The following is a 24,827-nucleotide window of genomic DNA, read 5'->3' on the forward strand; positions in this document are numbered from 1 at the left end:
CTGACGGGCCGTTGCGACCCTCGCCAATACTTTGCGCGCAAAGTTTGTGGAAATTCTGCGGGTGGGCCAAAGGTGATGTCAAGGTAATTCCACTGACTTGAGAGTGCGGCATAAAGCCACCTCGCCAGAGGTTATTTCCTACAAAACAGAGATATTTCGTCGCACCCGGTCCATATCAGTAGGGTTTACACCCAGCAAATACAGGGGCTTTATCTGATCCGGTTTTCTGTCGGGTTTCTGAGTCTGTTTTGAAATACGGCAGCTTCCTACAGTCGGCGCCGATGTCTTGCCCCCTCTAGGCAGGACGAGCCTTACAGGAACTGTGGAAACTAGCCATGAACACACATCAACAGGCCCAAGCCTATAACTACAAGGTGGTCCGGCAATTCGTCGTCATGACGGTGTTCTGGGGAGTCGTCGGCATGGCGATGGGCGTCTGGATCGCCTCGCAACTGGTGTGGCCGGAACTCAACCTCGAACTGCCCTGGACCAGCTTCGGCCGCTTACGCCCGCTGCACACCAGCCTGGTGATTTTCGGCTTTGCCGGCAGCGCGCAATTTGCCGCCAGCTACTACGCGGTACAACGCACCTGCCAGGTGCGGCTGTACAGCGACAAACTGGCAGCCTTCACATTCTGGGGTTGGCAGGCAACTATCGTGATTATGCTGATCAGCCTGCCACTGGGCCTGACCACCACCAAGGAATATGCAGAGATAGAGTTCACCGGGGCGGTGTGGATGGCCATCGTCTGGGTTGCCTATGCCGTGGTTTTCTTCGCCACGCTCATGCGGCGCAAGGCCAAGCACATCTATGTGGGCAATTGGTTTTTCGGTGCTTTCATCGTGGTCATTGCCATGTTGCACGTGGTCAATCACCTGTCGATTCCAGTCAGTTGGTTCAAGTCCTACCCGGTCTACTCCGGTGCCACTGACGCCATGGTCCAGTGGTGGTACGGGCATAACGCCGTCGGCTTTTTCCTCACCACTGGTTTCCTGGGCATGATGTATTACTTCGTCCCCAAACAGGTCGGGCGACCGGTGTATTCCTATCGCCTGTCGATCGTGCACTTCTGGGCGCTGATCACCCTGTACATCTGGGCAGGCCCTCACCACCTGCACTACACCGCCCTGCCCGACTGGGCCCAGTCGCTGGGCATGGCCATGTCGCTGATTCTCCTGGCACCGAGCTGGGGCGGCATGATCAATGGCATGATGACCCTCTCGGGCGCCTGGCATAAGCTGCGCACCGATCCAATCCTGCGTTTTCTGGTGTTGTCCCTGGCGTTCTACGGCATGTCGACCTTTGAAGGCCCGATGATGGCGATCAAGACCGTCAACGCCCTGTCCCACTACACCGACTGGACTATCGGCCACGTACATGCCGGGGCCTTGGGCTGGGTGGCGATGATTACCTTCGGCTCGCTCTATCACATGATCCCGAAAGTCTTCGGTCGCGAGCAGATGCACAGCATCGGCATGATCAACGCGCATTTCTGGCTCGCGACCATCGGCACCGTGCTGTACATCGCATCGATGTGGGTCAACGGCATCGCCCAAGGCCTGATGTGGCGTGCCACCAACGAAGACGGCACGCTCACCTATTCCTTCGTCGAAGCCTTGGTTGCCAGTCACCCGGGCTTCCTGGTGCGCTTCATTGGCGGCGTGCTGTTCCTCACCGGCATGTTGCTGATGGCCTACAACACCTGGCGCACAGTGCGAGTGGCGGATGAAAAGCTGGCCCTGTCCAACGCCAGCATGGCCTGAGGAGCACGCGAATGGATCAGTGGCTGTATGCGCTTTACTGCCTGACCGGGGTGCTGTTCTTCTACTGGGTTACCAGTGCCTGCCTGCGCGGGCACAGCCCGGAGATAGACGACCAGGTCAGCTTGATACCCTTTGCCGATGACCCGGCAGCGGCGCTACGCGTCGAAAAGGCAATTGGCAAGCCGGTGCCGGCGGTGACCCCGGATGCTGCGTTGAAAGCTTGATTGCAGTGGTTAAAAGGGTTTGTGCCCTTACGGCCGATCGCGGGGCAAGCCCGCGACCGGCTGCACTGCCGCTGTAACCCTGAGTGCGCGGTATAGCTTTCAGCCCTGTACTTCCCGGCCATCCTCGAAAAACGCCTTGCGCCCATCCACCTGGCTCGAGGCCCGTGGCAAATTGGCTGCTTCGCCCGAGGGTTTTTCCACGTACCAATAGCAATGCTTTGCCGCCCGCGTAATAGCGACATAGGCCAAACGCAGCACTTCATCCTTCTGGGCACTATCAAACGCCAGCGCATCGCCGGCACGCCCTAACCCTGCCTGGCGATACACCTGGTTCTTGTAGGGCGAACTGGTCAAATGCTGGCAATCACCAAGCATGAACACCGCATCCGCCTGCAAGCCCTTGGCACTGTGATAGGTCAACTGCCGGAACCGTCGCTGCTCACTCGGCAACCCAGCTTCATGATTTACGAGAGACTTTATATGCTCAGATATCAATGACTTATCACTACTTTTTCGAAACAATATCATCACCGTCTCACCCCGCCGATAATGCTCCATCAATGTTTCAGCCAGCGCGCCTTCGTCACGATCCAACACCTTCACCGGCAGCGGTTGCGCAGCAACCGGGCCACACGCCTTAGCCTTTTTGCCGGTGATTGCCGGTGCTGATTTAACAATATGTTCGGCCGCATCGATGATGTGCTGATGACTGCGGTAGTTATCGGCAAGCATGACCCGGGTATTGCTCGGCGAGGCGAACTCCTTGCTGAACTCCATGAAGAACTTGGGCGAGCTGCCGCGCCAGCCATAGATCGACTGCCAGTCGTCCCCCACACATAGCAGCGAGGAATGCTGAGCCACGCGCCCTACGTGCAGCGCCGGCCCACGACGGCGGATCTCGCGCAAACTAGCACGAAGCCAGGAGACGATCTGCGGAGAAACATCCTGGAACTCGTCAATCATCAGATGCGCCAGTGGCCGCAACAACGGGTCAGGCAGCAAACGCAGGTTTTCCGGGTTGTTCTCCGCGAGCAAGGCGAACATGCGGTTGTAGCTCATGATCGGTGGCGACTGGCTCAGTAGATGCGCCTCCAGCGCCCGCCAATAGAGACTCAGGGCTTCAAAGAACTGGGCATCATTGTCGCCTGCCGGGAAGCTCATCGCCGCCACCGCCTTGCTGACCTCAAGCCCCAGGTTCTCGATAAAACCCGCAGCCCCAACAAAGGCATCAAGTAGCGGTGCTGCCGACAGTTCACCCTTGACCTTGTAATCGAAGCCCGGACCGGCCACCGCATCACCGGCCAAGGATGAGGTCAGGCGCTTCGCTGCAGCATAATTTTCTAACCAAATCACAGGCTTATCGCAGAAAGCTTGAAACAAGGTGCGCTTTATTACCCACTCAGCCCACACCGGAAGCTTGGCGCCGGGGCGCTTGTACTGCTGGTTTTCAGCGGGGTCGAAACCAAGCACAACCCAGGCGTCCAATTCGGCGATGTGGCCATGGAAATGGAAACGGCTGCCATTGATCTCGACCGTTTCTCGGCTCGGCTCAATGCCCTTGATCGGCCAGGCCCCGGCTGCAAACCAGAGATCCTCGAGGGTATCGCAGAGTTCTTCGTCGCGACTGGCCGACAGTTGCGTCACCGCCACGCGCTTCTGCACATCGGGATGATCCCGGTCCAGTGCCTTTAACTGCAATGCCTCGCGACGCATGCTGGCTATCAGTGCGGCAAAGCGCGGGCTGTCGTTGAGCAGGTCGCGATAACACAGGTTCAGCTGCTGGCGCTGGGCATCGTTGATGCGCAGATCGAATGGATTGCTGTCTGCATTGGCTTCACTGCCCCCAGGCATTTCGCTGCCCAGGGTCTCGAACGCGCGCACTTGGCTGAATCCTGGCAAGCTTCGGACCAGTGGCAGGATGCGCGAGTGGAAGGTGCGCACCAGCTCACGGGCCTGGACCGGACCAAGTTCGATTTGCCACAGGGCCAATACCTGACGCAGCCGAGCGATGAAGTCCTTGCGTGACTCGCGGGTGAAGGTCACCACAGTCATGGCGTCCAACTCATAGCCCAGGTAATGGCGCAACAGTAGGATACGCAACACCAGCGAGGTCGACTTGCCCGCCCCGGCGCCTGCAATCACGCAGGTGGACGGTGTATCGCTGAAGATCATCTTCCATTGCGCTGTACTTGGCTGGGCATGCGCAGGCAGGCGCAAGGCGACGTCCGCCTTGAAGCGCTTTTTCAATTCAGGAGTAAGAGGCAGGCGCCAGTCGTCAAACAGATGGTCGTCCTGACCCGGTACAGCATGTCCCGGTGCACGGCTATCGCGGATCACCAGAACCTGACGTCCGGCTTCATAACCGTCGACCCGCCCTTCCTCGTAACCTTCCCGCAGGCCGTCAGCATGCCCGGTGCGTTGCCCGCTGGCATGGCCTTGAAACCACGAGTCACGATGCTGAGCCTGCAAGCGGCTCAAACCTCGGCCAAGCATGCGCGCCACTAGGCGCCTGATCCACGGCATCTGCGCAGGCGGAGTCAACTCCAGGGGTAGCTTAGGACGCTCTTCAGACACACAGACTCCAACAAAAAATAATCTGCGCACATGTTCGCTCCAACCGCCACAAATCGCCAGCTGAATGCTTGCAGATCAGTGAATTAGACGATGAAACGCATAAATCACCCTAGCTTAATCATCGAATTACCAGATTATTTAAAGCCAAAATTTACGCTTATTTTCGATAATAGATTCAGTGATGATCACCCCATCAACCGACTCACCTGGAGAGCCAATCATGCTGCAACTGCGCCCATTCAAGAGCCTTGGCCACGCCAACCACGGCTGGCTCGACGCCCACCATCATTTTTCCTTCGCCCAATACTACGACCCACAACGCATGCACTGGGGCAACTTGCGGGTCTGGAATGACGATCTTATTGCAGCCGGTAGTGGCTTCCCACCGCATCCACACCGCGACATGGAGATCATCACCTATGTGCGCGAAGGTGCCATCAGTCACCAGGACAATCTGGGCAACAAGGGCCGCACCGAAGCCGGTGACGTTCAAGTCATGAGCGCCGGCACCGGCATCACCCACAGTGAATACAACCTGGAGAAGGTTGACACGCGCATCTTTCAGATCTGGGTTGTGCCCGAGCGCGTGGGTCAGGCGCCCTCATGGGGCACTCGCCCCTTCCCCACAGGTGAACGCGGCGAAGGTTTCGTAACCCTGGCCAGTGGTCGTGATGCAGATGAAGACAGCCTGCGTATTCGCGCCGATGCCCGTCTGGTTGCGGCTACCCTGCACGCAGGGGAAAGCGCCGAGTATCAGTTCGATAGCGGTCGGCGCGGTTATCTGGTGCCTGCCAAGGGCCTGATTGAAGTCAATGGCCTGCGGGCCGAAGCCCGCGACGGCGTTGCCATTGAAGATGAGCAGGTACTCAGGGTTACGGCCCTGCAGGACAGCGAGATCGTGCTGATGGATGTGGCCTGAAATCAGGCCGGGTCGCGCGGCGAAGTTGCTTCGCCCGCGCAACCACAGCCGCTGCTGTTGCAGGGTTTACCAGATGGGTGATGCTCGGCACAGGCCTGACAGCAATACGCCTTGTCTTCCCTCATTACCGGATGATCGCCAACGCTGCAGTTGCAGCCAGGGCAGGCACAGGTTTGCTCATTCATGGCATTTGACTCCTTGGGTTGTGGTCGTCACATGTCAGTGACTCAGCGGCGCCAGGGATGGTTCAAAAAAATGAAACCCCGGCGTTGCGCAAGCCTCCATAAGACAGGGACATGTGTTTATCACCCTGCACCCGGAGGTCACCATGAGTTCGCATCTGGTCCAACTCTTCACCCACCCCGACGATGCCTGGATGCAAATCCGCCAGGAAGAAGAGCAGCACCCCCGCCACTATTTACCGCATCTGCTGCTGATGGCATTGATTCCCGCCCTGTGCTTGTTCATTGGCACCACCAGTGTCGGCTGGAGCCTGGTGGACACGGAAAGAGTACGCCTGAGCATTGCCAGTGCAGCCGAACTGGGCGTGCTGCTCTACGCCACCAGCGTGCTGGGCGTGGCGTTGATGGGGGTGTTCATTCGCTGGATGTCGCGCACGTTCGATGCTCGTCCCTCCCTCAACCAGTGCATAGGTTTTGCAGCCTATACCGCTACGCCCTATTTCGTCGCCGGTGTTGCGGGTCTGTACCCCGGGCGCTGGCTGGCGCTGATCGTGTTACTGACAGCCTCGGCCTATGCAACGTTCTTGTTGTACGTGGGGTTGCCGACATTCCTGCGCCTGCGCAAGGAAGCCGGCCTGCTGTACTCGACCAGCGTCTGGGCTGTAGGACTGTTGGTGCTGGTGACCATTCTGGTATCGATGATCCTGTTCTGGTTCAACGTACTGGGACCTGAATATCTTCGCCCGGCTACGCTTGGTTGAACCGGGCGAAGCATTGATTCAGTAGACACCCTGGGGCCTGGCCCGATCCGGGCTTCGTCCCAGGCGCTGCTGCTCACGCACTTGAGCGACGAGTGCGGCCAGTTCCTGGCAACTGGTGAGGCTGTGTACCCGAACCCCGGTGACGATGATGCAATCATCAAGGCTGTCACCCTGCCCCAGTTGGATCGTAAGGTGTTCATTATCGGTGCAGGACACGACACAACGGTCAGGTAAAAACGCCTGTTCAATAAGCAGGCGCAACTCCAGGTTGGAAACGCCAATCAAAGACATGTTTCGATCCTCATCTCGGAGGGCCCGACCGACAGTAACTACCTGGCGAGCCTTCGCTACCAATTGAAAATCCTCATGCCCCGCCGTTTACTCCATGAAGCGCGACAGTAGGCAATGCGGTTCTCAGAGGAGCCTCAAGCCTGTCGCCAAGTTCAAAGCAAACTCATAACGTGCAGATGGACGGCAGCGTCCGACCGTTCGTCCCAAGCGCTGCAGATTTTTCAAACTTTGCCCACCTCGCCTGTCTCCCACCTTGTGTAGGGCATACGCCCTGCGAATATCCAGAAGAGGAAGAGAATCATGGCTAATAAAGACACTTCGAATCCCGGGAATTTCGCCAACGACAAACAGAAAGCCTCCGACGCCGGCAAAAAAGGCGGCCAGGCTTCCGGAGGCCAATCTGGGGGCCAGACCCGCAAACCTGAAATGGATAAGGACCAGACCCGCAAGCCAAGTGGTGGCGGCCGTAGCTAACGGAGAAAAGACCGGCGCACTCAATGTGCGTCGGTCCTGAGGCCAATGCAATGAGCCAACAGGTGATCCACTTTCATTGCCAGATCGATCAGGACACTACCGAGCGCTTTCGCGACCGGTGCCTGCAAGCCCTGGATGAAGGGGCTACATCGTTGCTGCTGTTTTTGTCGACCACAGGCGGCAGTACCAACTTCGGTTTCTCGATCTACAGCTTTTTAAAATCCTTGCCGGTGCCGGTGTGCTCGGTGAACGCCGGCAATATCGAGTCAATGGGCATCATCATGTACCTGGCCGCGGCCGAGCGCATCGCCGCGCCCCACTCGCGCTTTCTGATCCACCCCATGACCTGGCACTTCAGTCAGAGCGCGGTGGACCATTCACGCCTGCGTGAATACCTCTCCAGTTTGAATAACGATCTGGAGCGCTATGTGCGCATCTTTGAACTGGAAACCAATCACGCCGAACGCAAACTGGACATCTTCCATTGCCTCTCGGCAGAAGAAAAAGTCATTCCTGCGTACGACTCCTTGGCTTGCGGTATTGCCCATCGCCTGGAACAAGTGGTGTTCGAGCGGGATGCCCGTCATTTGACGATCAAAGGTTCGCACTAGGGCCAAATCAAATGGAATTTTTCCAGCCTTGCGGGACTCACTAAAGGCATTGAATGGATTTTCTCGTCACTGCTTGGAAAGGAACGTTAAAGGCCCATGAACAACGGCAAATATTTCATCATCGACTATGTGCAGCACGGTGAGCCCAAGTCCTTCATCATCCGCGCCGAAATGATGGACAGCGCCGAAGCCTGGCATTGGGCTTGCTGCGATGCCGGGGTTGGTCGAATCGGTCGCTTCGGTCGTGAGAAAGTCAATAAAGTCAGCAAACCGATGGCAGAGCGCTATGGCATTACCCAAGTCAAATGGCGCCAGTCCAGCTGATTCAGCTCAATGAGGCCCACAAGTGCTGGGCAGCGTAAGCGCGCCAAGGACTCCAGGCCTGGGCTCGATCCGCCAACTGTGCGTCCGGACCTTCCAACAGGCGTAATGCTTTGATCAAGGCGACGTCTCCCAGCGGCAAGGCATCGGCTGCGCCTAGCTGACGTAGCGCCAGGTACTGGGCACTCCAGGGGCCAATACCCCGCAGTTGGCATAAACGTCGCAGCCACTGCTCCAGATCGGCCTGAGGATGTAACAGCCGCGGTTCGTCGAGCACGGCCCTGGCCAGAGTCGACAAAGTCGCGGCGCGCGACCGCGGCATCCCCAGAGCACTCAGGTCTTGCTCGACGATAGCGATGGGTTGCGGGAATACATGGGTAAGTCCGATGCCTTGAAGCGGCAGCGATAGTGCCTGGCCATAACGAGCCACCAGGCGTCCGGCAAGGGTCATGGCCCCGGCAACACTGATCTGCTGGCCAAGCACCGTGCGCATGGCCTGCTCGAAGCTATCCCACCCCTGCGGCACACGCAAACCCGGACGCGCCGCTATGAGCCTGGCCATCAATGGATCGTCTCCCAGTTGCGCTTCTACCTCGGCAATTTGCGCATTCAGGGCAAAAACCCGCCGTACCTTGGCGACTAACACAGGCAATACCGCTGGGGGCAGACCGCGAACAGTCAATACCAAATGGTGGCCCCGCCCGGCGCTTACCTGGATCAGCGCATGCCTGCCATTGAATTCGGCGGTTCGGGTGTACACACCGTTGACCACGGTCTCGATACCACCAATACAGCGGGCAGACAGAAACCCCAGCAACGACGGCCAATGAAAAGGCGGCTGATAGCGCAGCCAGAGCGTTATCGCACCGTACGTGCGCACACTACGCTGGTAACCGTACCTAGCAGGGAATGGGCTCATAGACAGATCATCGCCTGACTCGCCGATTCGACGCCAGCACCGGCGATGATGTTTCAAAGAATTTCAACAAGCTCCCGTGGTCTATTTATTACCGCCACGCTGGAGCCCTACCATGAAATTCGAACGTTTCGCCCAATACCTGGCTAAACGCGCTGGCAGTTCACATACCTTCATGCTCGCGCTGATGCTGATCGTTATCTGGGCAGCCAGCGGCCCATGGTTCCACTACAACGATACCTGGCAGTTGGTAATCAACACCTCGACCACGATCATTACCTTCCTGATGGTCTTTGTGATCCAGAACACCCAGAACCGCGACAACGATGTGTTGCACTTGAAAATCGATGAGCTACTGCGGGCGACCAAGGCTGCACACAACGCCATGCTCAACCTCGACGACCTGGATGCACGTCAATTGAAGAGCCTGTTACAGGAATACAAGGACATTGCTGCCAACGGTGACGCCCCTGAACAGGAACCAGAAAAGACGACGGCCGGGCTGCGTGAGCGCCCGGCCGACGATTGATCAATGACCTTATTTGCCGTTGGTAAGGGTGTTGTAACTGGTGATCAGGTTACGGTAGTCAGGAATGTGGTTGGAGAACAGGGTGCCAAGGCCTTCGACATCGTTGCGCCAGTCACGGTGTAGCTCGCAAGCCAGGCCGAACCAGGTCATCAATTGGGCACCGGCCTGGGACATGCGATCCCACGCCGAGTCGCGGGTCAAGGCGTTGAAGGTACCGGATGCATCGGTAACCACGAACACATCAAAGCCTTCTGCCAGTGCCGACAGCGCCGGAAAAGCCACACACACTTCAGTGACCACGCCAGCAATGATCAGCTGCTTCTTGCCGGTAGCCTTGACTGCTTTGACGAAGTCCTCGTTGTCCCAGGCATTGATCTGGCCGGGGCGCGCAATGTACGGCGCCTCGGGGAACTGCTCCTTGAGCTCTGGCACCAGAGGACCATTAGGACCGGTTTCAAAGCTGGTAGTCAGAATAGTGGGCAGGTTGAAATACTTGGCCAGATCGCCCACGGCCAATACGTTGTTCTTGAACTTGTCAGGATCAATATCGCGCACCAGAGAAAGCAGCCCGGTCTGGTGATCCACCAGCAGCACAGCAGCGTTGTTCTTGTCCAGACGAACGTAAGGTTTGCTCATGGTCTTACTCCTAGCGTGGTAGGCCGGCATCTTCGACACCGGGCCTCAGGGATCAGCGTTCGGAATCGAGCTGTTCGTTCTCTTTAACTACCTGTTGCGCCTTGAGGTAGCTCTCGATCAACAATTGGTAGTGCGGGAACACTGCGCTATAGGCCTCGGCCCACTGTTGCGCGTCCGGACGGTTCCAGGTGCGCTGTACTTCCGAGCAGACGGCAGCGGTGTCCATTGGCACCACACCGGCCTGCATGATGCGCGCCAGGGTGACTTCCTGGGCCATCTTCGAATAAGTGCCGCTGGCGTCGATCACGGCGAAAACCTGATAGCCGGCATTGACCGCACTGATGCTTGGGAAGGCCATGCAGACGCTGGTGATGGTGCCGGCAATGATCAATTGCTTCTTGCCCGTGGCCTCGACCGCCTTGACGAATTCCTCATTGTCCCAGGCGTTGATTTCACCTTTGCGAGCGACATACTTGGCGTGTGGCGCGGCTTCGTGAATTTCCGGAATCAGCGGACCGTTCGGGCCTTGTGGTACGGAAGCAGTGGTAATCACCGGAATCTTGGCCAGGCTTGCGACCTTGGCCAGGGTGATGGCGTTGGCGCGCAGCTCGGTCATCGGCATGTCCTTGACCGTCTGGAACAGACCGCTCTGGTGATCGATCAGCAGCATTGCGGCGTTATCAGGATCGATACGCGGGACCTGGCCATTGAAATTGGCAACGTTGGCAAATGTACTCATGACACATTCTCCTTGAGGGTTGGCTGCAGGTTGTGCCTGCAGCCAGGGTCGAAGGCCACCCGAGGGGTAGCCTTCGGGTTATTGATACTAGTTGTCGTGGCGAGATCCGCTTGGGCCACTCATCTGGCCAAAACGACCGGCGCGAAAGTCTTCGAATGCCTCGGCAATCTCTGCTTCGCTGTTCATCACGAACGGGCCATAACCCACGATGGGTTCGTTCAGTGGTTCACCGCTGAGCAGCAATACCAATGCATCGGTCTGCGCTTCGAGCAGCAACTCGTCGCCAGCACGGTCGAACAGCACCAACTGCGCCGGACCTACCGCGCGCTCGCCATTGACCAGGACCTTGCCGCGCAGAACCACCAACGCAGTGCTGCGTCCTGCGGCACTGGGCAAGCGGATGTGCGCGCCAGCCTTGAGCTGCATGTCCCAAACATCCATCGGGGTGAAGGTCTGCGCCGGGCCACGATGACCACGGTACTCACCGGCGATAACCCGCAGGCTGCCGCTACCGGCACCCAGGGGCACCACGGGAATGTCACGGCTCAACAGGGTCTGATAACCGGCAGGTGCCGATTTGTCCTTGGCCGGCAAGTTGACCCACAGTTGCACCATCTCCAGCGTACCGCCCTTGGCGGCGAACGCCGGGGAGTGAAACTCTTCGTGGAGGATGCCGTTGGCCGCCGTCATCCATTGCACATCGCCAGGACCGATCAGGCCACCGGCACCCGTGGAGTCCCGGTGTTCCAGCTCGCCCTCGTAGACAATGGTCACCGTTTCGAAGCCGCGATGCGGGTGTTGGCCGACACCGCGACGCGCCGTGGTCGGGGTGAAGTCATGGGGACCGGCATAATCGAGCAACAGGAACGGGCTGATGTGCTGGGCCAGGTTGTCGTAGGTAAACAAACTGCGTACCGGGAAGCCGTCGCCGACCCAATGCGGGTTGGGACTGCTGTAGACGCCTTGGATCTTTTTCATGAGATGGTCTCCTCTCGTGTATGGCTATAACAATAGGAGCGAGACGACATTGGCGGTAGATCAGTTAAACTGACTTCAGCGTTCCATATGGAGAACACTGGTGGAAGACCTCAACGACCTTTACTATTTTGCCCAGGTAGTCGATCACGGCGGCTTTGCCCCTGCTGGCCGAGCCCTGGACATGCCCAAATCCAAACTCAGCCGGCGCATTGCCGGGCTGGAAGAGCGCCTCGGCGTCCGTTTGATTCAGCGCTCGACCCGACACTTTTCAGTCACCGAGATCGGCCAGGCCTATTACCGTCATTGCGTGGCCATGCTGGTAGAAGCCGAGGGCGCCGCCGAGCTCATCGAGCGCAACCGCGCAGAACCCCAGGGCATCGTGCGCCTGAGTTGCCCAACCGCCCTGCTGAACTTCTGGGTAGGCGAAATGTTGGCCCGCTTCATGGTGCAGTGCCCCTTGGTGCAACTGCACATTGAAAGTACCAACCGCCAGGTCGATCTGATTCAAGAAGGCATCGACATCGCCTTGCGCGTGCGCTTTCCACCACTGGAAAGCAGTGATCTGGTGATGAAGACCCTGGCCCACAGTACCCAATGCCTGGTGGCCGCGCCGACACTGCTCGAGCAGTTGCCGGCCCGGCCGGTGCCCGCAGACCTCAACGCCTTGCCAAGCCTGCACTGGGGCAGGCCGCAACGGGATTATCACTGGGAATTGGTGGGCCCAGACGCGGTGCACGCCAGCCTGCGCTATCAGCCGCGGCTGGTCACTGACGATCTACTGGTGTTACGTCAGGCGGCAGTGGCCGGCGTGGGTGTGGTGCATGTACCGCTGGTGGTGGTGAGAGACGAACTTGCCAGCGGCAAACTGGTGAAGGTCACTCCTGACTGGGCGCCGGAATGTGGCGTGGTGCACGCGGTATTCGCCTCGCGCCGCGGGTTGCTGCCGGGCGTGCGCAGTTTGCTGGACTTTCTCGCTACCGAGTTCGAGGCCAGCGATATTTCCTGACCTCAACCAGGGCGAGCCATGCGCTTACTGTTGCAGCAGAAAAGCCTGGACGCGCTCACTGCCGTCTGCCGGATCTTCCTGCATGAAACAATGGCCGCCGGTTACCTGAACTGCCGTGACATGGCGATTGTCCTGTGCCCAGCGCTGCACGGATTGAGGCACGAAGGGATAGGTATGCTCGCCATACAGCACCAGTGCTGGCGTTTGTACTTTGGTCAAGGACGCCCACATTCGCCGCGGGAACGAGCTGAAAATCTCCACCTCGCGGCTCGGCCGGCACTTGAGAACTACGCCCTCGCCACAGTCACCGATTGCATGCTCGATATACGCTTGCAGCGCCGATTCGCTCCAGCCCTTGAAAATGCCCCTACCCTCCAGCGAGGCGCGCGCGGCGGTGCGATCCGGCCAATGACTGCGCCGAGTGGCGGCCTTACGCGCCAAGGCATGGCGGCGGTGCAGGCCAACCAATGCCGCCGCCCCCATGATGCCCATCATCGAACGGCTGAACAGCACCGGGTCGAGCAACACTGCGCGTTTGAACAACTGCGGCTGTTGCGCCAGCATCAGCGCGGTCAATACTCCGCCAAAACTGTGGCCGACGGCAAAGCGCGGCACATCGGCATAGTCGCCACGTCCGGCGTCAAAAGCCTCGATGGCAAGTTCTGCAGTGCGGTTCCAACCCTGGAAGACGCCGCCATGATCACTGTCGCCATGGCCCTGGACATCGCACAACCACAAATCGAAGTGCTCGGCCAGACGTGCCAGCATGGGCTGGTAAGCCAGGCAGCAAAAACCATTACCGTGAAGAAAATGCAGCAGCGGTTTGCCGCTGGCAGGTGACCGCCAGCCGCGCAAGGTAAAGCCGGCACTTGTGTCGTGGGACCAGGGATTCAACTGCATGTGCCAGCGTACTCATTCAAGAAAAGCTCGATTCTACAAACAGCAGCGGGTAAAGCGATATCACCAATAGCGCCGCCATCAGCAAATTGAACAGCATCAGCCAGCGCGGGTTCTGCAGTACCGTGCGCAAGGCACTGCCAAACATGACCCAGACGCACACACTCGGTAGGTTGACCAAGGCAAACAACGCAGCAATCACGATCACATTGGTGACGTAGCCTTGGGCCGGTGTGTAGGTAGTGATCGCTCCCACTGCCATGACCCACGCTTTAGGGTTGACCCACTGGAACGCCGCCGCCCCCCAGAAGCCCAATGGCTTGCGACTCTGCGGGTTGCTTACCGATAACGGGCCGGAAGTGGCGATTTTCCACGCCAGATAAAGCAGATAGGTCGCGCCCACGTAGCGCAGTACGGTGTAGATCGGCGGATACGCCTTGAACACCTCGCCAAGGCCGAAACCCACTGCCAACACCATGATCATGAAACCGACACTGATCCCAATGGCATGCGGAATCGAGCGGCGCACGCCAAAGTTCACCCCCGAAGCCAATAGCATGGTGTTGTTGGGCCCAGGGGTGATCGATGAGACGAAGGCAAACAGCACGAAGGCGGTGATCAGGTCGAGTGAACTGAGCATGGCAGGCATCCAGTTTTTTATTGGCTGCACTGACACTAACGGAGTACTGATCCACGTCGACTATACAGTTGCCAAAAATAACGCCACTACACTTGGCTATACCGCCTCAGCCCAGCGCCTGGGCGACAAATTCCAGACGGTCCTGGCCAAAGAACATCTGTTCGTCCACAAAGCAGGTCGGTGCGCCGAAGACACCGCGGGCAACAGCGTCATCGGTGGCTTGCTTGAGCGCTGCCTTGACCTCGGGTTCGGTTGTCCAAGCCTGGATCTGCTCGGGATCCAAGCCTGCCTCTTGCAGTACCGCTGCCAGCACGTACGGGTCGGCGACATTGCGTTGTTGTACCCACATTGCCTGGAACAAGGCTGTCAGGTAGGCCTCGAAGCGTTCAGGTTGATAGCGTTGCACGGCAATGGTCCCGCGCATCAGCCCCAAGGTATTGATCGGAAAGCCCGGGGGAAAGGCCAGAGTCACGCCATAGCGCTTGGCAAACCGTTGAAAGTCGGCGAACACATAGCGTGCCTTGGCCGGCACCATCGCCGGCGACGCATTGCCAGTTGCTTGAAACACCCCGCCCAGCAACATCGGCCGATACACCAATTGCGCATCGTGGCTGGCGCACAGCGCCGGCAGTTGGGTCCAGGCCAGGTAGCTGGCCGGGCTGCCCAGATCAAAGAAAAACTCTACGCTTTTGCTCATTGCACGGTGTCCTTATTGTTGTGGTTAGTGTTACCAGCGTTCCATCCAGGGCCGCAGATCCAGCTCAAATGTCCAGGCATCACGCGGCTGGGCATGCAAGAACCAATAGCTGTCGGCAATATGCGCAGGATCGAGGATGCCGTCCTGGTCCTTCAGTGCATAACGCTCCGGAAAGCTGTCGCGGATAAACGCCGTGTCGATGGCACCATCCACCACCACATGCGCGACATGAATATTACGTGGGCCAAGCTCCCGCGCCATGCTCTGGGCCAGCGCACGAATGCCATGCTTGGCAGCAGCGAACGCTGCGAACCCCGCCGCGCCCCGCAAACCGGCAGTTGCACCGGTAAACAGGATAGTCCCGCGCTCACGGGTGACCATTCGCCGCGCCACCGCCTGGCCGGTGAGAAAGCCGGCGAAGCAAGCCATTTCCCAGATTTTGAAGTACTTTCGCGCCGTCTCGTCGAGAATGCTACAGGGCACATTGGCGCCAATATTGAAGATAAAGGCCTCGATCGGCCCCAGGGTGCTTTCAATCTGCTCGACCAATGCCGTGACCTCCTCTTCCTTGCGCGCATCGGAAGCAAAGCCATGAGCCTGTCCGCCCTCGGCACGAATCTCATCGACCAGCGGTTGCAACTTCTCGGCGCTGCGCCGGGTGACACAGGCGATGTAGCCTTCCCGGGCAAAACGCTTGGCAATTGCACCACCGGTAGCATCACCGGCCCCCACCACCAACACCACTTTCTTGCCCTGACTCATTCATCGCCCCATTAGTAAACGATCATTTAGTAAACGAACGCTATGCTATGATTCAACCTTCGTCAAGCCAATGATTTGGAGAAGATCGGCGTGCGCTACTCCACCCACCACAAAGAGCAAACCCGGCAGAGACTGCTGCAAAGCAGCGGTGCCCTGGCCAAACGCGGGGGCTTTAACGCTACCGGCGTGGCGGGCCTGATGAAGGCTATCGGCCTGACTGGCGGGGCCTTCTACAATCATTTCCCGTCCAAGGACGATCTGTTTACCGAGGTGGTGCGCCGTGAATTGTCGCTAAGCCCCATGGCCCAGCAACCGATGAACCGTCAGCGGCTAGAGCGTTGCCTGGACCACTACCTGAGCCTGGCCCATGTGCACAATGCCGAAGGTGGCTGCGCCATCCCTGCCCTTGGCGCTGAAATCGCCCAGGCACCGCTGCCCGTGCGCGAGGAAGCCGAGCACTGGTTGCGCACCTTGCAACAAGCCTGGGCCGACACCCTGGAAGACCCGGACCTGGCCTGGGCCCTGCTTAGCCAGTGCGTAGGGGCACTGGTGATCGCACGCATGCTGGCCAATGAATCCAGCCAACACGAAGTGCTCAACGCCTCCCGTGAGTTTCTCGCCGGGGCCCTGCATGAGAGCCGCTGACCTGCTGCTTGGCCTTGCCCTGGTCGCACCGTTTCATGCGTTTGGCGCTTGCCCCGCCGGACAGTATGAAGTTTGCCTGGGCAGCTGTATTTGTTCACCTTTCGACCCTGGCCAGGCCGGAATCATGCTCGACGACCTCGGCCGCATCGCCAGCAGCACCCTGGCAGCAGCCCTGCAACAGGCTCGCGACAGCGCCGCCAGCAGCAACGTACTGCCGATCCCCCTGCATATCCGAGCTCAGCTTGAGCCTTACTATGACTTTCAGGTGCTGGACGCGGCGCGCTACAAGGTCGGTGACCAGCAAGCCCTGAACAGCGCCAACGCGCTGTTGCAGAACCCCGATGTCAATGCCGTGACCCTGATCGACATCATCATCTTTCGCAACGAAGTCGATGCCCAGGACAATGTCGCCCTCTGGGCTCACGAGTTGCATCATGTGCAGCAGTATCAACAGTGGGGCGTGACGGAGTTTGCCAGGCGCTACTCGCGCGACTTCAATGCCGTGGAAGCACCCGCCTATGAAATCCAGGCCCAGGTCAGCAAAGACCTGCGTGAGCGCGCTTCGGGGCAGGCACGCTGAGCTAGGGCAAGCACACGCCCACCGGTTGAATTCAAATCCGCACCAACTCCGCGTTTCAGCAACCTACCGTCAGAACAGCCCCTCTCCACGTCCGTCGCCCTTGCAGAGAAATTTGCAAGAAGCACTTGCACGCAAAGTATTATGGTATACCATCAGACAACAAGACAAAGCATCCCCTTCCACAGGAGCCACCCATGAGTTTTGAAATCCGCAAAATCGTCACCTACGCCGAAGAAACCTTGATAGAAGGTGGCAAGGCTACCGACACCCCGGTGACCATGGTGGGCTTGGCCGTCGTCATGAAAAACCCATGGTTGGGCCGCGGCTTTGTCGAGGATCTCAAGCCGGAAATCCGCGCCAACTGCTCTGAGCTCGGTGCACAAATGGTCGAACGCCTGTGCGCCGCGATTGGCGGTGCAGACAAAATCGAAGCCTATGGCAAGGCCGCCGTGGTCGGCGCCGACGGCGAAATCGAACACGCCTCCGCAGTCATCCACACCCTGCGCTTCGGCAACCACTACCGCGAAGCAGTCAACGCCAAGAGCTACCTCAGCTTCACCAACAAGCGCGGCGGCCCTGGCACTTCGATCCAGATCCCGATGATGCACAAGGATGATGAAGGCCTGCGCTCGCACTACATCACCCTGGAGATGAAAATCGAAGACGCCCCCCGCGCCGACGAAATCGTCGTGGTTCTGGGTTGCGCCGATGGTGGCCGCCTGCATCCACGCATTGGCAACCGCTACATCGACCTGGAAGAACTGGCAGCCGAAAAGGCCCAATAACAATAAGTACGCCTAGGAGCGACCGATGATTCAGCCTGCTGCTGAACGCACCCCGGCCGGCACCAGTTATCTGGCGACCGGCCAAGGCCACCCCGTGGTACTGATCCACGGGGTGGGCCTGAACAAAGAAATGTGGGGCGGGCAGATCGTTGGCCTGGCCAACGATTACCGGGTGATCGCCTACGACATGCTCGGCCATGGTCAGAGCCCGCGCCCGCAACCCGGCTGCGGCCTGCCCGGCTATGCCGAGCAACTGGCCGAATTGCTCGATCACCTGCAATTGCCCCAGGCGACCATCATCGGTTTTTCCATGGGCGGGCTGGTGGCGCGTGCCTTCGCCCTGCACTACCCGCAGCGACTGTCCGCGCTGGTGGTGCTCAACAGCGTGTTCAACCGCAGCGTCGAACAACGCGCCGGGGTCATCGCACGCACAGCCCAAGCGGCCGAACATGGTCCGGATGCCAACGCTGAAGCAGCATTGGCTCGTTGGTTCAGCCGCGAGTACCAGGCGGCCAACCCCGCACAGATCGCTGCGCTGCGCCAGACGCTGGCGAGCAACGATCCGCAGGGCTACCTGACCACCTACGAATTATTCGCCACCCAGGATATGTACCGCGCCGAAGACCTGGGCAGTATCCAGGCACCCAGCCTGATCGCCACCGGTGAATGGGACCTGGGTTCGACACCGGACATGACCCATCAGTTGGCCCGGCGCATCCCCGGGGCACAGAGCATGGTACTTGCCGAACAACGGCATATGATGCCAGTGGAGTCGCCGCGCCTGGTCAACCAAATGCTGCTGGACTTCCTCGGGCACGCCCGAACCCTCTCCGACTCAGCCAAGGGGATCGTTGCATGACACTCGCAAGTTTTCAGATGTGCATCGACGGCCAATGGCTCGGTGCCGTCAGCGGCAAGACCTTCGACAGCCTCGACCCTTCCACGGCGCGCGCCTGGGCACAACTGCCCGATGCCGATGAAGCTGATGTCGAACTTGCCGTCCAGGCTGCACAGCGCGCCTTCGACAATCCGGCCTGGCGCAGCCTGACCGCCACCGCCCGAGGCAAGCTGCTGCGCCGTCTGGGCGACCTTATCAGCGACAACAAGGAGCGCCTGGCGCAGCTCGAAAGCCGCGACAACGGCAAGCTGATCCGTGAAACCCGCGGTCAGGTGGGCTACCTGCCAGAATTCTTCCACTACACCGCAGGCCTGGCTGACAAGCTCGAAGGCGGTACCTTGCCGCTGGACAAGCCCGACCTGTTTGCCTACACGGTGCATGAGCCGATTGGCGTGGTCGCCGGGATCATTCCCTGGAACAGTCCGCTGTACCTTACCGCAATCAAGCTCGCGCCCGCGCTGGCGGCGGGCAACACGATTGTTCTCAAGCCTTCGGAACACGCCTCGGCAACCATTCTGGAGCTTGCCCGCCTGGCCCTTGAAGCCGGGTTTCCGGCGGGTGTGGTCAACGTCGTTACCGGTTACGGCCCAAGCACTGGCGCAGCCCTCACCCGCCATCCGCTGGTGCGCAAGATCGCCTTCACTGGCGGCGCCGCCACCGCACGCCATGTAGTGCGCAGCAGTGCCGAGAACTTCGCCAAGCTCTCGCTGGAGCTAGGCGGCAAATCGCCGAACATCATCTTCGCCGATGCCGACCTGGACAGCGCCATCAACGGCGCGGTCGCCGGGATCTACGCCGCCTCCGGCCAGAGCTGCGTTGCCGGCTCACGCCTGCTGGTGCAAGACGAAATCTACGACGCGTTCGTCGAGCGCCTGGTTGAACGTGCCAAGCGCATCAAGATTGGCAACCCGCAGGATGATGCCAGCGAAATGGGGCCGATGGCGACTGCTCAGCAATTGGCGGTGGTCGAACACCTGGTTGCCGCCGCTCAAGCCGAAGGTGCCAAGCTGCGCCTGGGTGGCAAGCGTGCCCAGATCGACAGCGAGGGCTGGTTCTACGAGCCAACCCTGTTCGAGTGCGACAGCAACTCGATGACCATCATGCAGGAAGAAGTCTTTGGCCCGGTGGCGGCAGTCATCCGCTTCAAGACCGAGGCCGAGGCGCTGGCCATGGCCAACGACTCGCAATTTGGCCTGGCAGCCGGCATCTGGACCCGTGACCTGGGCCGCGCCCATCGTCTGGCCCGGGATGTACGTTCAGGGATCATTTGGGTCAACACCTACCGCGCGGTGTCAGCCATGGCGCCCATTGGCGGATTCAAGAACAGCGGCTACGGACGCGAGAGCGGCATCGACTCGGTACTGGCCTACACCGAATTGAAAACGGTGTGGATCAACCTCTCGACCGCGCCCATGCCCGACCCCTTTGTCATGCGTTAGGAGACCTGCGCCATGATTGAACCTGGCATCTACAAAGACGTGATGGGCTCCTTTCCTTCCGGTGTTACGGTGGTTACCACCCTGGACGCCGAAGGTGGCATCGTCGGGATCACCGCCAGCGCCTTCAGCGCGCTGTCGATCGAGCCGGCGCTGGTGCTGTTCTGCCCCAACTACGCCTCCGACACGTATCCGATTCTGCGTGACAGCAAGCAATTTGCCATTCACTTGCTGGCGGCCGGGCAAACCGCCGAAGCCTATGCCTTTGCCGGCAAAGGCAAGGACAAGGCCAAAGGCATCGACTGGCACTTGAGCGAGCTGGGCAATCCGCTATTGGGCAATGCCACGGCAGTCATCGAGTGTGAGCTGTGGCGCGAATACGACGGTGGCGACCACGCCATCATCGTCGGCTCGGTGATGAACCTGATTCTGCCCGAGCAGCCCGCAACACCAATGGTCTACCACAAAGGCAAGCTCGGCGCCCTGCCGCCGCTGTGCTGATTTCCCTTGGGGGGCGTGCGCCATACCCTCGGTTGCGCCCCCATTTTTTCGGAGCTGATCATGAGCAACGAGAAGTATCAAAAAGGCCTGCAAATCCGCACCCAGGTGCTCGGCGAAGCATACGTCAACAAATCGATCGAGAACGCCGATGACTTCACCCGCCCGCTGCAGGAACTGGTCACCGAATACTGCTGGGGCCACGTCTGGGGTCGCGACGGTTTGTCGCTCAAAGAGCGCAGCATGATCAACCTGGCGATGATTTCGGCACTCAACCGCCCTCACGAACTCAAGCTGCACATACGCGGCGCCTTGCGTAACGGTCTGAGTCGTGAGCAAATACGTGAAATTTTGCTTCAAGTCGGCATTTACTGCGGTGTGCCTGCGGCCGTGGACAGTTTCCGTCTGGCCCGCGAGGCGTTCGCCGAAGCCGATTTGGAGGCAACCAGTTAACGACTGGCTGTTCGAAACCGCCGCACGGAGCACCGCGATTCGAGGTGCTCGGCGACGCTTGTGACAACAGCCAATTTCAGAGCACAGATGATGAAACGCCAGCCCCTCGACGACAGCTTCAAGGTCAACCGCAACCCTGTAACCCTGCGTGAAATCGTGCTCGACAAATTGCGCGGGGCGATCATGAGCTTCCAGCTCTTGCCGGGCGACCGCCTGGTGGAACGCGACCTGTGCGACCGTCTTGGTGTCAGCCGCACTTCGGTGCGTGAAGCGCTGCGTCACCTGGAATCCGAAGGCCTGGTGGAGTTCGCCGACGCCAAGGGGCCACGCGTGGCCATCATCACCCTGGAAGACGCCCGAGATATCTACGAACTGCGTTGCGTACTCGAAGGGCTGATCGTCCAGCTGTTCACCCTGAACGCCAAGGCCAAGGACATCCGCGCCCTGGAAAAAGCCTTGGACGTGAACCGCCAAGCCCTCGAAGAAGGTGAACTGCAACAGGTGATCGACTCGGTACAGGGTTTCTACGATGTGCTGCTCGAAGGCTCCGGCAACCATGTAGCAGCCACGCAATTGCGCCAATTGCAGGCACGTATCAGCTACCTGCGTGCTACCTCGGTCTCCCAGGAAAACCGTCGCGGGGCGAGCAACCAGGAAATGGTCAAGATCGTTGAAGCGATCAAGAGCGGCGACCCTCTGGCTGCCCACCAGGCATCGGTCGATCACGTACGTGCCGCGGCCAAGGTGGCCCTGGAGTACCTACGGCTGAAACAGAATGACAACAGCAAGGTGCGCGACATCGCTGCGCCCATTGCACTCAAAGAACCCCGCATAGGTCGCTGATCATGCCCGCCGTCCCACGTTACTGCCCGCACTGTACTGCCGCGCTACACCAGGGACGGCCCAGCGGCGATACTCACGAACGCTTGCTGTGCAGCGCTTGTGGCTACGTCCATTACCTGAACCCCAAAATCATCGCTGGCTGCATCATCGAGCAGGATGGCAAGTACCTGCTGTGCCAGCGCGCCATACCGCCGCGCCCCGGCACCTGGACTTTGCCTGCAGGCTTCATGGAAAGCGGCGAGACCACCGAACAGGCGGCGCTGCGCGAAGTCTGGGAAGAAAGTGGCGTACGCGGTGAAATTGTCTCGCCGTATTCTATTTTCAGCGTGCCGACGATCAGCGAGGTGTACATCATCTTTCGCGCCATCGCCCTGGAAATTACCGGAAAATATGGTCCGGAGACCCTGGATTACCGATTCTTCGCCCCGGAGGATATTCCTTGGGACGAGATCTACTACCCGGCCATCAGGCAGATTCTCGAACGCTATATCGAGGAGCGCCAAGCTGGGGTCTATGGGATCTACATGGGCAACGACGACACCGGTAAAGTGCATTTCATCCGCTGAATCCAAAGGTGGCGGGATCACGACGTTCGCCGTCGGGCGTGTGCGACACCGAGTTCGAATAAATTCGTATACCATATCCAGAAAGAACTTCGGACGACGCCACCGTGACCGTACCTCGCCTCAACGCCCCGGACTTGGGCAATACGCCTTCGACTTCGGAAATTATCACTCGTCATCTGCGCGATGCGATCATCGCCGGGCATTTCGGCGAGGACGAGCCGATTCGCCAAGACGACATCGCCCGCCAGTTCAACGTCAGCAAGATCCCCGTGCGCGAGGCACTCAAACGCCTTGAGGCCGAGGGTCTGGTCATGTTCCAGCGCAATCGCGGGGCAATGGTCACACGTATGTCGGAGCCTGAACTGGCGCAGATGTTCGAGGTGCGCATGCTGCTTGAAGACAAGGCGCTGCGCCTGGCCATCCCGAACATGACCGAGGACACCTTCACACGCGCCGAGCGCATCTGCCAGGAATTCGTCGGCGAGAACGACGTCGGGCGCTGGGCTGAACTGAACTGGGAGCTGCACGCCTGCCTGTACGAACCGGCGCAGCGGCCATTTCTGGTGAATATGATTCGTTCGGTGAACGACAAGCTTGAACGTTACCTGCGCATGCAGATGAGCCTGTCCGCGGGCAAGGAGCGCGCCGATCACGAGCACCGTGAAATCCTCGACGCCTGCCGCGCCAAAGATGTCGAACGCGCGGTGACGTTGCTCGATGAGCACATTGCAGGTGTATGCAGGACACTGTTCGAGCACCTGCCGCAAACCCCGACATAACCGGTAAATGCGTTCACTCACTCGCGAATGAACCGACCCCGAATGTTGCACACCCTACTCCACTGAAGGGATGACCCAAGGTATCCGGGCTGGCGTACGAAGCGCCAGATCAACATCAAAGGCTGAACACCAGCGCCTCGCTGTTGCCGTTGCCGTTGCCGTTGCTGTTGCTGTTGCTGTTGCTGTTGCTGTTGCTGTTGCTGTTGCTGTTGCTGTTGCCGTGCTTCTACCTACTCAAATCGTGCAGACGCCACAAATCGTCCCTTCAGCAGGCCGAATGGAACCCTTGCGTAGTGGGGCGACGGCCATGGATGGCCGGCGAGCGCCGCAGGGCCAGGACGGCCCTTCGGCGCGGTCCCCACGGGAGCAAGGGTGGAATGAGGGAACCCGGAGCGCAGCGCAGGGCCGGATGCAGGGACAGGGGGTTTTGCCCACTTTTGCCCCGACAAAAGTGGGTCGCCGTAAAGGCGAAACCAGCCAGTGGTGCCACTGCATCAAACGGATATGCCCATCGCCACTCGAGCCACATTTTCGGTGCTCACCCGCTAACAGGCCCGATGCGTAGTCAGTGACGCATACAGCCAGACGCTGATCCATTGGCATGGGCGGTTTGGAGTCACCTTTGCGCCCTTACGGCGCATCCCTTTTGTCTTGGCAAAAGGAATCAAAACCGTGTGTCCCTGCATTCGGCCCTACGCTGCGCTCCGGGTCCCTTCGCTCCGGCATTGCTCCCGTCGGGACCGCACCGAAGGGCCGTCCTGGCCCTACGGTGCTCGCAGGCCATCCATGGCCTGCACCCGACTACGCAATACCTACGCTCAGCCTACTGAAGGGACGATCCAGGTGTCTGGGCTGACGATGTACGAAGAGCCAGATCAACAACAAAAGCTGAACACCAGCGCGGCGCTGTTGCTGTTGCTGTTGCTGTGCTTCTCCCTACACAAATCGTGCAGACGCCACAAATCGTCCCTTCAGCAGGCCGAATGGAACCCTTGCGGAGTGGGGCGACGGCCATGGATGGCCGGCGAGCGACGCAGGGCCAGGGACGGCCCTTCGGCGCGGTCCCCACGGGAGCAAGGGTGGAATGAGGGAACCCGGAGCGCAGCGTAGGGCCGGATGCAGGGACAAGGGGTTTTGCCTACTTTTGCCCCGACAAAAGTGGGTCGCCGTAAAGGCGAAACCAGCCAGTGGTGCCACTGCGTCAAACGGATATGCCCATCGCCACTCGAGCCACATTTTCGGTGCTCACCCGCTCAGTGACGCATACAGCCAGACGCTGATCCATTGGCGTGGGCGGTTTGGAGTCACCTTTGCGCCCTCCACGTAAAGGCGAAACCAGTCAATAGCGCCACCCCATCAAACGGATATGCCCATCGACACCCAAGCCACACCCTCCAAAAAGACCCAGCGTCATTACTGTGCCG

Annotated in this window: 30 protein-coding genes; 19 read left to right on the forward strand and 11 right to left on the reverse strand. The window is 59.4% G+C overall.

The annotated features are described in order from the left end of the window. Positions 1-335: 335 nt before the first annotated feature. Both ccoN and D3Z90_RS14315 read left to right on the forward strand, forming a co-directional pair. Positions 336-1,763: a cytochrome-c oxidase, cbb3-type subunit I gene (gene ccoN / locus D3Z90_RS14310; protein ID WP_136476616.1), complete on the forward strand. Its 1,428-nt coding sequence runs from the start codon at positions 336-338 to the stop codon at positions 1,761-1,763. Between the two features lie 11 nt (positions 1,764-1,774). Next, the gene (locus tag D3Z90_RS14315) at positions 1,775-1,987 is read left to right on the forward strand and encodes a cbb3-type cytochrome c oxidase subunit 3 (RefSeq protein ID WP_136476618.1); all 213 of its coding nucleotides are present in this window, start codon (positions 1,775-1,777) and stop codon (positions 1,985-1,987) included. Between the two features lie 99 nt (positions 1,988-2,086). On the opposite strand, the gene D3Z90_RS14320 is transcribed toward D3Z90_RS14315, so the two are convergent. After that, the gene (locus D3Z90_RS14320) at positions 2,087-4,510 is read right to left on the reverse strand and encodes a UvrD-helicase domain-containing protein (protein ID WP_371922320.1); all 2,424 of its coding nucleotides are present in this window, start codon (positions 4,508-4,510) and stop codon (positions 2,087-2,089) included. 271 nt (positions 4,511-4,781) lie between these two features. Between D3Z90_RS14320 and D3Z90_RS14325 the strand changes: the two genes are divergently transcribed. Beyond that, positions 4,782-5,480, forward strand: a complete 699-nt coding sequence (locus D3Z90_RS14325; RefSeq protein ID WP_136478962.1) for a pirin family protein — start codon at positions 4,782-4,784, stop codon at positions 5,478-5,480. 2 nt (positions 5,481-5,482) lie between these two features. Here the strand turns inward: D3Z90_RS14325 and D3Z90_RS14330 are convergent, their stop codons facing one another. Then, the gene (locus D3Z90_RS14330; protein ID WP_136476622.1) at positions 5,483-5,665 is read right to left on the reverse strand and encodes a metallothionein; all 183 of its coding nucleotides are present in this window, start codon (positions 5,663-5,665) and stop codon (positions 5,483-5,485) included. A gap of 143 nt (positions 5,666-5,808) precedes the next feature. On the opposite strand from D3Z90_RS14330, the gene D3Z90_RS14335 reads away from it, so the two are divergent. Beyond that, positions 5,809-6,423 (forward strand): Yip1 family protein, encoded by a 615-nt coding sequence (locus D3Z90_RS14335; protein WP_136476624.1) that lies wholly within the window; start codon positions 5,809-5,811, stop codon positions 6,421-6,423. A gap of 18 nt (positions 6,424-6,441) precedes the next feature. On the opposite strand, the gene D3Z90_RS14340 is transcribed toward D3Z90_RS14335, so the two are convergent. Then, the gene (locus D3Z90_RS14340; protein ID WP_136476626.1) at positions 6,442-6,714 is read right to left on the reverse strand and encodes a DUF1652 domain-containing protein; all 273 of its coding nucleotides are present in this window, start codon (positions 6,712-6,714) and stop codon (positions 6,442-6,444) included. Positions 6,715-7,014: 300 nt separating this feature from the next. Between D3Z90_RS14340 and D3Z90_RS14345 the strand changes: the two genes are divergently transcribed. The 3 genes from D3Z90_RS14345 to D3Z90_RS14355 all read left to right on the forward strand — a co-directional run bounded on the left by D3Z90_RS14345 (position 7,015) and on the right by D3Z90_RS14355 (position 8,123). After that, positions 7,015-7,188: a KGG domain-containing protein gene (locus D3Z90_RS14345; protein WP_136476628.1), complete on the forward strand. Its 174-nt coding sequence runs from the start codon at positions 7,015-7,017 to the stop codon at positions 7,186-7,188. Between the two features lie 50 nt (positions 7,189-7,238). Further along, positions 7,239-7,799 carry an ATP-dependent Clp protease proteolytic subunit gene (locus D3Z90_RS14350; protein WP_136476630.1) on the forward strand — a complete coding sequence of 187 codons (561 nt, stop codon included), beginning with the start codon at positions 7,239-7,241 and terminating at the stop codon, positions 7,797-7,799. Between the two features lie 96 nt (positions 7,800-7,895). After that, positions 7,896-8,123, forward strand: a complete 228-nt coding sequence (locus D3Z90_RS14355; protein WP_136476632.1) for a DUF6555 family protein — start codon at positions 7,896-7,898, stop codon at positions 8,121-8,123. 1 nt (position 8,124) lies between these two features. Here the strand turns inward: D3Z90_RS14355 and D3Z90_RS14360 are convergent, their stop codons facing one another. Continuing rightward, positions 8,125-9,039 (reverse strand): DNA-3-methyladenine glycosylase, encoded by a 915-nt coding sequence (locus tag D3Z90_RS14360; protein WP_136476634.1) that lies wholly within the window; start codon positions 9,037-9,039, stop codon positions 8,125-8,127. A gap of 112 nt (positions 9,040-9,151) precedes the next feature. On the opposite strand from D3Z90_RS14360, the gene D3Z90_RS14365 reads away from it, so the two are divergent. Then, a complete protein-coding gene (locus tag D3Z90_RS14365) occupies positions 9,152-9,565 on the forward strand; it encodes a low affinity iron permease family protein (RefSeq protein WP_136476636.1) in 414 nt (137 codons plus the stop codon). Between the two features lie 9 nt (positions 9,566-9,574). Here D3Z90_RS14365 and ycaC read toward each other — a convergent pair whose 3' ends face one another. From ycaC to D3Z90_RS14380, 3 genes are all read right to left on the reverse strand, one after another. Further along, complete coding sequence (gene ycaC / locus D3Z90_RS14370; protein WP_136476638.1) at positions 9,575-10,201, reverse strand: isochorismate family cysteine hydrolase YcaC; 627 nt, start codon at positions 10,199-10,201, stop codon at positions 9,575-9,577. A 52-nt stretch (positions 10,202-10,253) separates the two neighbouring features. Beyond that, the gene (locus D3Z90_RS14375; RefSeq protein WP_136476640.1) at positions 10,254-10,940 is read right to left on the reverse strand and encodes a hydrolase; all 687 of its coding nucleotides are present in this window, start codon (positions 10,938-10,940) and stop codon (positions 10,254-10,256) included. 87 nt (positions 10,941-11,027) lie between these two features. Further along, positions 11,028-11,918 (reverse strand): pirin family protein, encoded by an 891-nt coding sequence (locus D3Z90_RS14380; RefSeq protein WP_136476642.1) that lies wholly within the window; start codon positions 11,916-11,918, stop codon positions 11,028-11,030. Positions 11,919-12,015: 97 nt separating this feature from the next. Here D3Z90_RS14380 and D3Z90_RS14385 point away from each other — a divergent pair, with 97 nt between their 5' ends. Next, positions 12,016-12,924, forward strand: a complete 909-nt coding sequence (locus D3Z90_RS14385) for a LysR family transcriptional regulator (RefSeq protein WP_178084217.1) — start codon at positions 12,016-12,018, stop codon at positions 12,922-12,924. Positions 12,925-12,948: 24 nt separating this feature from the next. On the opposite strand, the gene D3Z90_RS14390 is transcribed toward D3Z90_RS14385, so the two are convergent. From D3Z90_RS14390 to D3Z90_RS14405, 4 genes are all read right to left on the reverse strand, one after another. Beyond that, on the reverse strand, positions 12,949-13,824 hold the full coding sequence (locus D3Z90_RS14390) for an alpha/beta fold hydrolase (RefSeq protein ID WP_136476646.1): 876 nt from the start codon (positions 13,822-13,824) through the stop codon (positions 12,949-12,951). A 16-nt stretch (positions 13,825-13,840) separates the two neighbouring features. Further along, a complete protein-coding gene (locus D3Z90_RS14395; RefSeq protein ID WP_178084187.1) occupies positions 13,841-14,470 on the reverse strand; it encodes a LysE family translocator in 630 nt (209 codons plus the stop codon). Between the two features lie 97 nt (positions 14,471-14,567). Continuing rightward, positions 14,568-15,158, reverse strand: coding sequence for a 2-hydroxychromene-2-carboxylate isomerase (locus tag D3Z90_RS14400; protein WP_136476652.1), 591 nt, complete (start codon positions 15,156-15,158; stop codon positions 14,568-14,570). A gap of 30 nt (positions 15,159-15,188) precedes the next feature. Further along, entirely contained in the window at positions 15,189-15,920 is a 732-nt protein-coding gene (locus D3Z90_RS14405; protein WP_136476654.1) for an SDR family oxidoreductase, read from the reverse strand. Between the two features lie 90 nt (positions 15,921-16,010). Here D3Z90_RS14405 and D3Z90_RS14410 point away from each other — a divergent pair, with 90 nt between their 5' ends. The 10 genes from D3Z90_RS14410 to D3Z90_RS14455 all read left to right on the forward strand — a co-directional run bounded on the left by D3Z90_RS14410 (position 16,011) and on the right by D3Z90_RS14455 (position 23,403). Continuing rightward, on the forward strand, positions 16,011-16,565 hold the full coding sequence (locus D3Z90_RS14410; RefSeq protein WP_136476656.1) for a TetR/AcrR family transcriptional regulator: 555 nt from the start codon (positions 16,011-16,013) through the stop codon (positions 16,563-16,565). Beyond that, a complete protein-coding gene (locus tag D3Z90_RS14415) occupies positions 16,552-17,145 on the forward strand; it encodes a DUF4157 domain-containing protein (protein ID WP_136476658.1) in 594 nt (197 codons plus the stop codon). Before D3Z90_RS14410 ends, D3Z90_RS14415 begins: the two co-directional genes overlap by 14 nt. Positions 17,146-17,339: 194 nt before the next feature. Beyond that, a complete protein-coding gene (locus D3Z90_RS14420; protein ID WP_136476660.1) occupies positions 17,340-17,930 on the forward strand; it encodes an amino acid synthesis family protein in 591 nt (196 codons plus the stop codon). A 25-nt stretch (positions 17,931-17,955) separates the two neighbouring features. Beyond that, positions 17,956-18,789 (forward strand): alpha/beta fold hydrolase, encoded by an 834-nt coding sequence (locus D3Z90_RS14425; protein WP_136476662.1) that lies wholly within the window; start codon positions 17,956-17,958, stop codon positions 18,787-18,789. Next, entirely contained in the window at positions 18,786-20,267 is a 1,482-nt protein-coding gene (locus tag D3Z90_RS14430; RefSeq protein ID WP_136476664.1) for an aldehyde dehydrogenase, read from the forward strand. Before D3Z90_RS14425 ends, D3Z90_RS14430 begins: the two co-directional genes overlap by 4 nt. A gap of 12 nt (positions 20,268-20,279) precedes the next feature. Next, positions 20,280-20,765 (forward strand): flavin reductase family protein, encoded by a 486-nt coding sequence (locus D3Z90_RS14435; RefSeq protein WP_136476666.1) that lies wholly within the window; start codon positions 20,280-20,282, stop codon positions 20,763-20,765. A gap of 60 nt (positions 20,766-20,825) precedes the next feature. Next, on the forward strand, positions 20,826-21,215 hold the full coding sequence (locus D3Z90_RS14440; protein ID WP_136476668.1) for a carboxymuconolactone decarboxylase family protein: 390 nt from the start codon (positions 20,826-20,828) through the stop codon (positions 21,213-21,215). 90 nt (positions 21,216-21,305) lie between these two features. Next, a complete protein-coding gene (locus D3Z90_RS14445; protein ID WP_136476670.1) occupies positions 21,306-22,058 on the forward strand; it encodes a GntR family transcriptional regulator in 753 nt (250 codons plus the stop codon). Between the two features lie 2 nt (positions 22,059-22,060). Beyond that, positions 22,061-22,624 (forward strand): NUDIX hydrolase, encoded by a 564-nt coding sequence (locus D3Z90_RS14450; protein ID WP_136476672.1) that lies wholly within the window; start codon positions 22,061-22,063, stop codon positions 22,622-22,624. Positions 22,625-22,728: 104 nt separating this feature from the next. Next, the gene (locus tag D3Z90_RS14455) at positions 22,729-23,403 is read left to right on the forward strand and encodes a GntR family transcriptional regulator (protein WP_136476674.1); all 675 of its coding nucleotides are present in this window, start codon (positions 22,729-22,731) and stop codon (positions 23,401-23,403) included. The last annotated feature ends 1,424 nt before the right edge of the window (positions 23,404-24,827 follow it).

Origin of the sequence: Pseudomonas sp. DG56-2 (genome assembly GCF_004803755.1) — a bacterium.
GTDB lineage: Bacteria > Pseudomonadota > Gammaproteobacteria > Pseudomonadales > Pseudomonadaceae > Aquipseudomonas > Aquipseudomonas auratipiscis.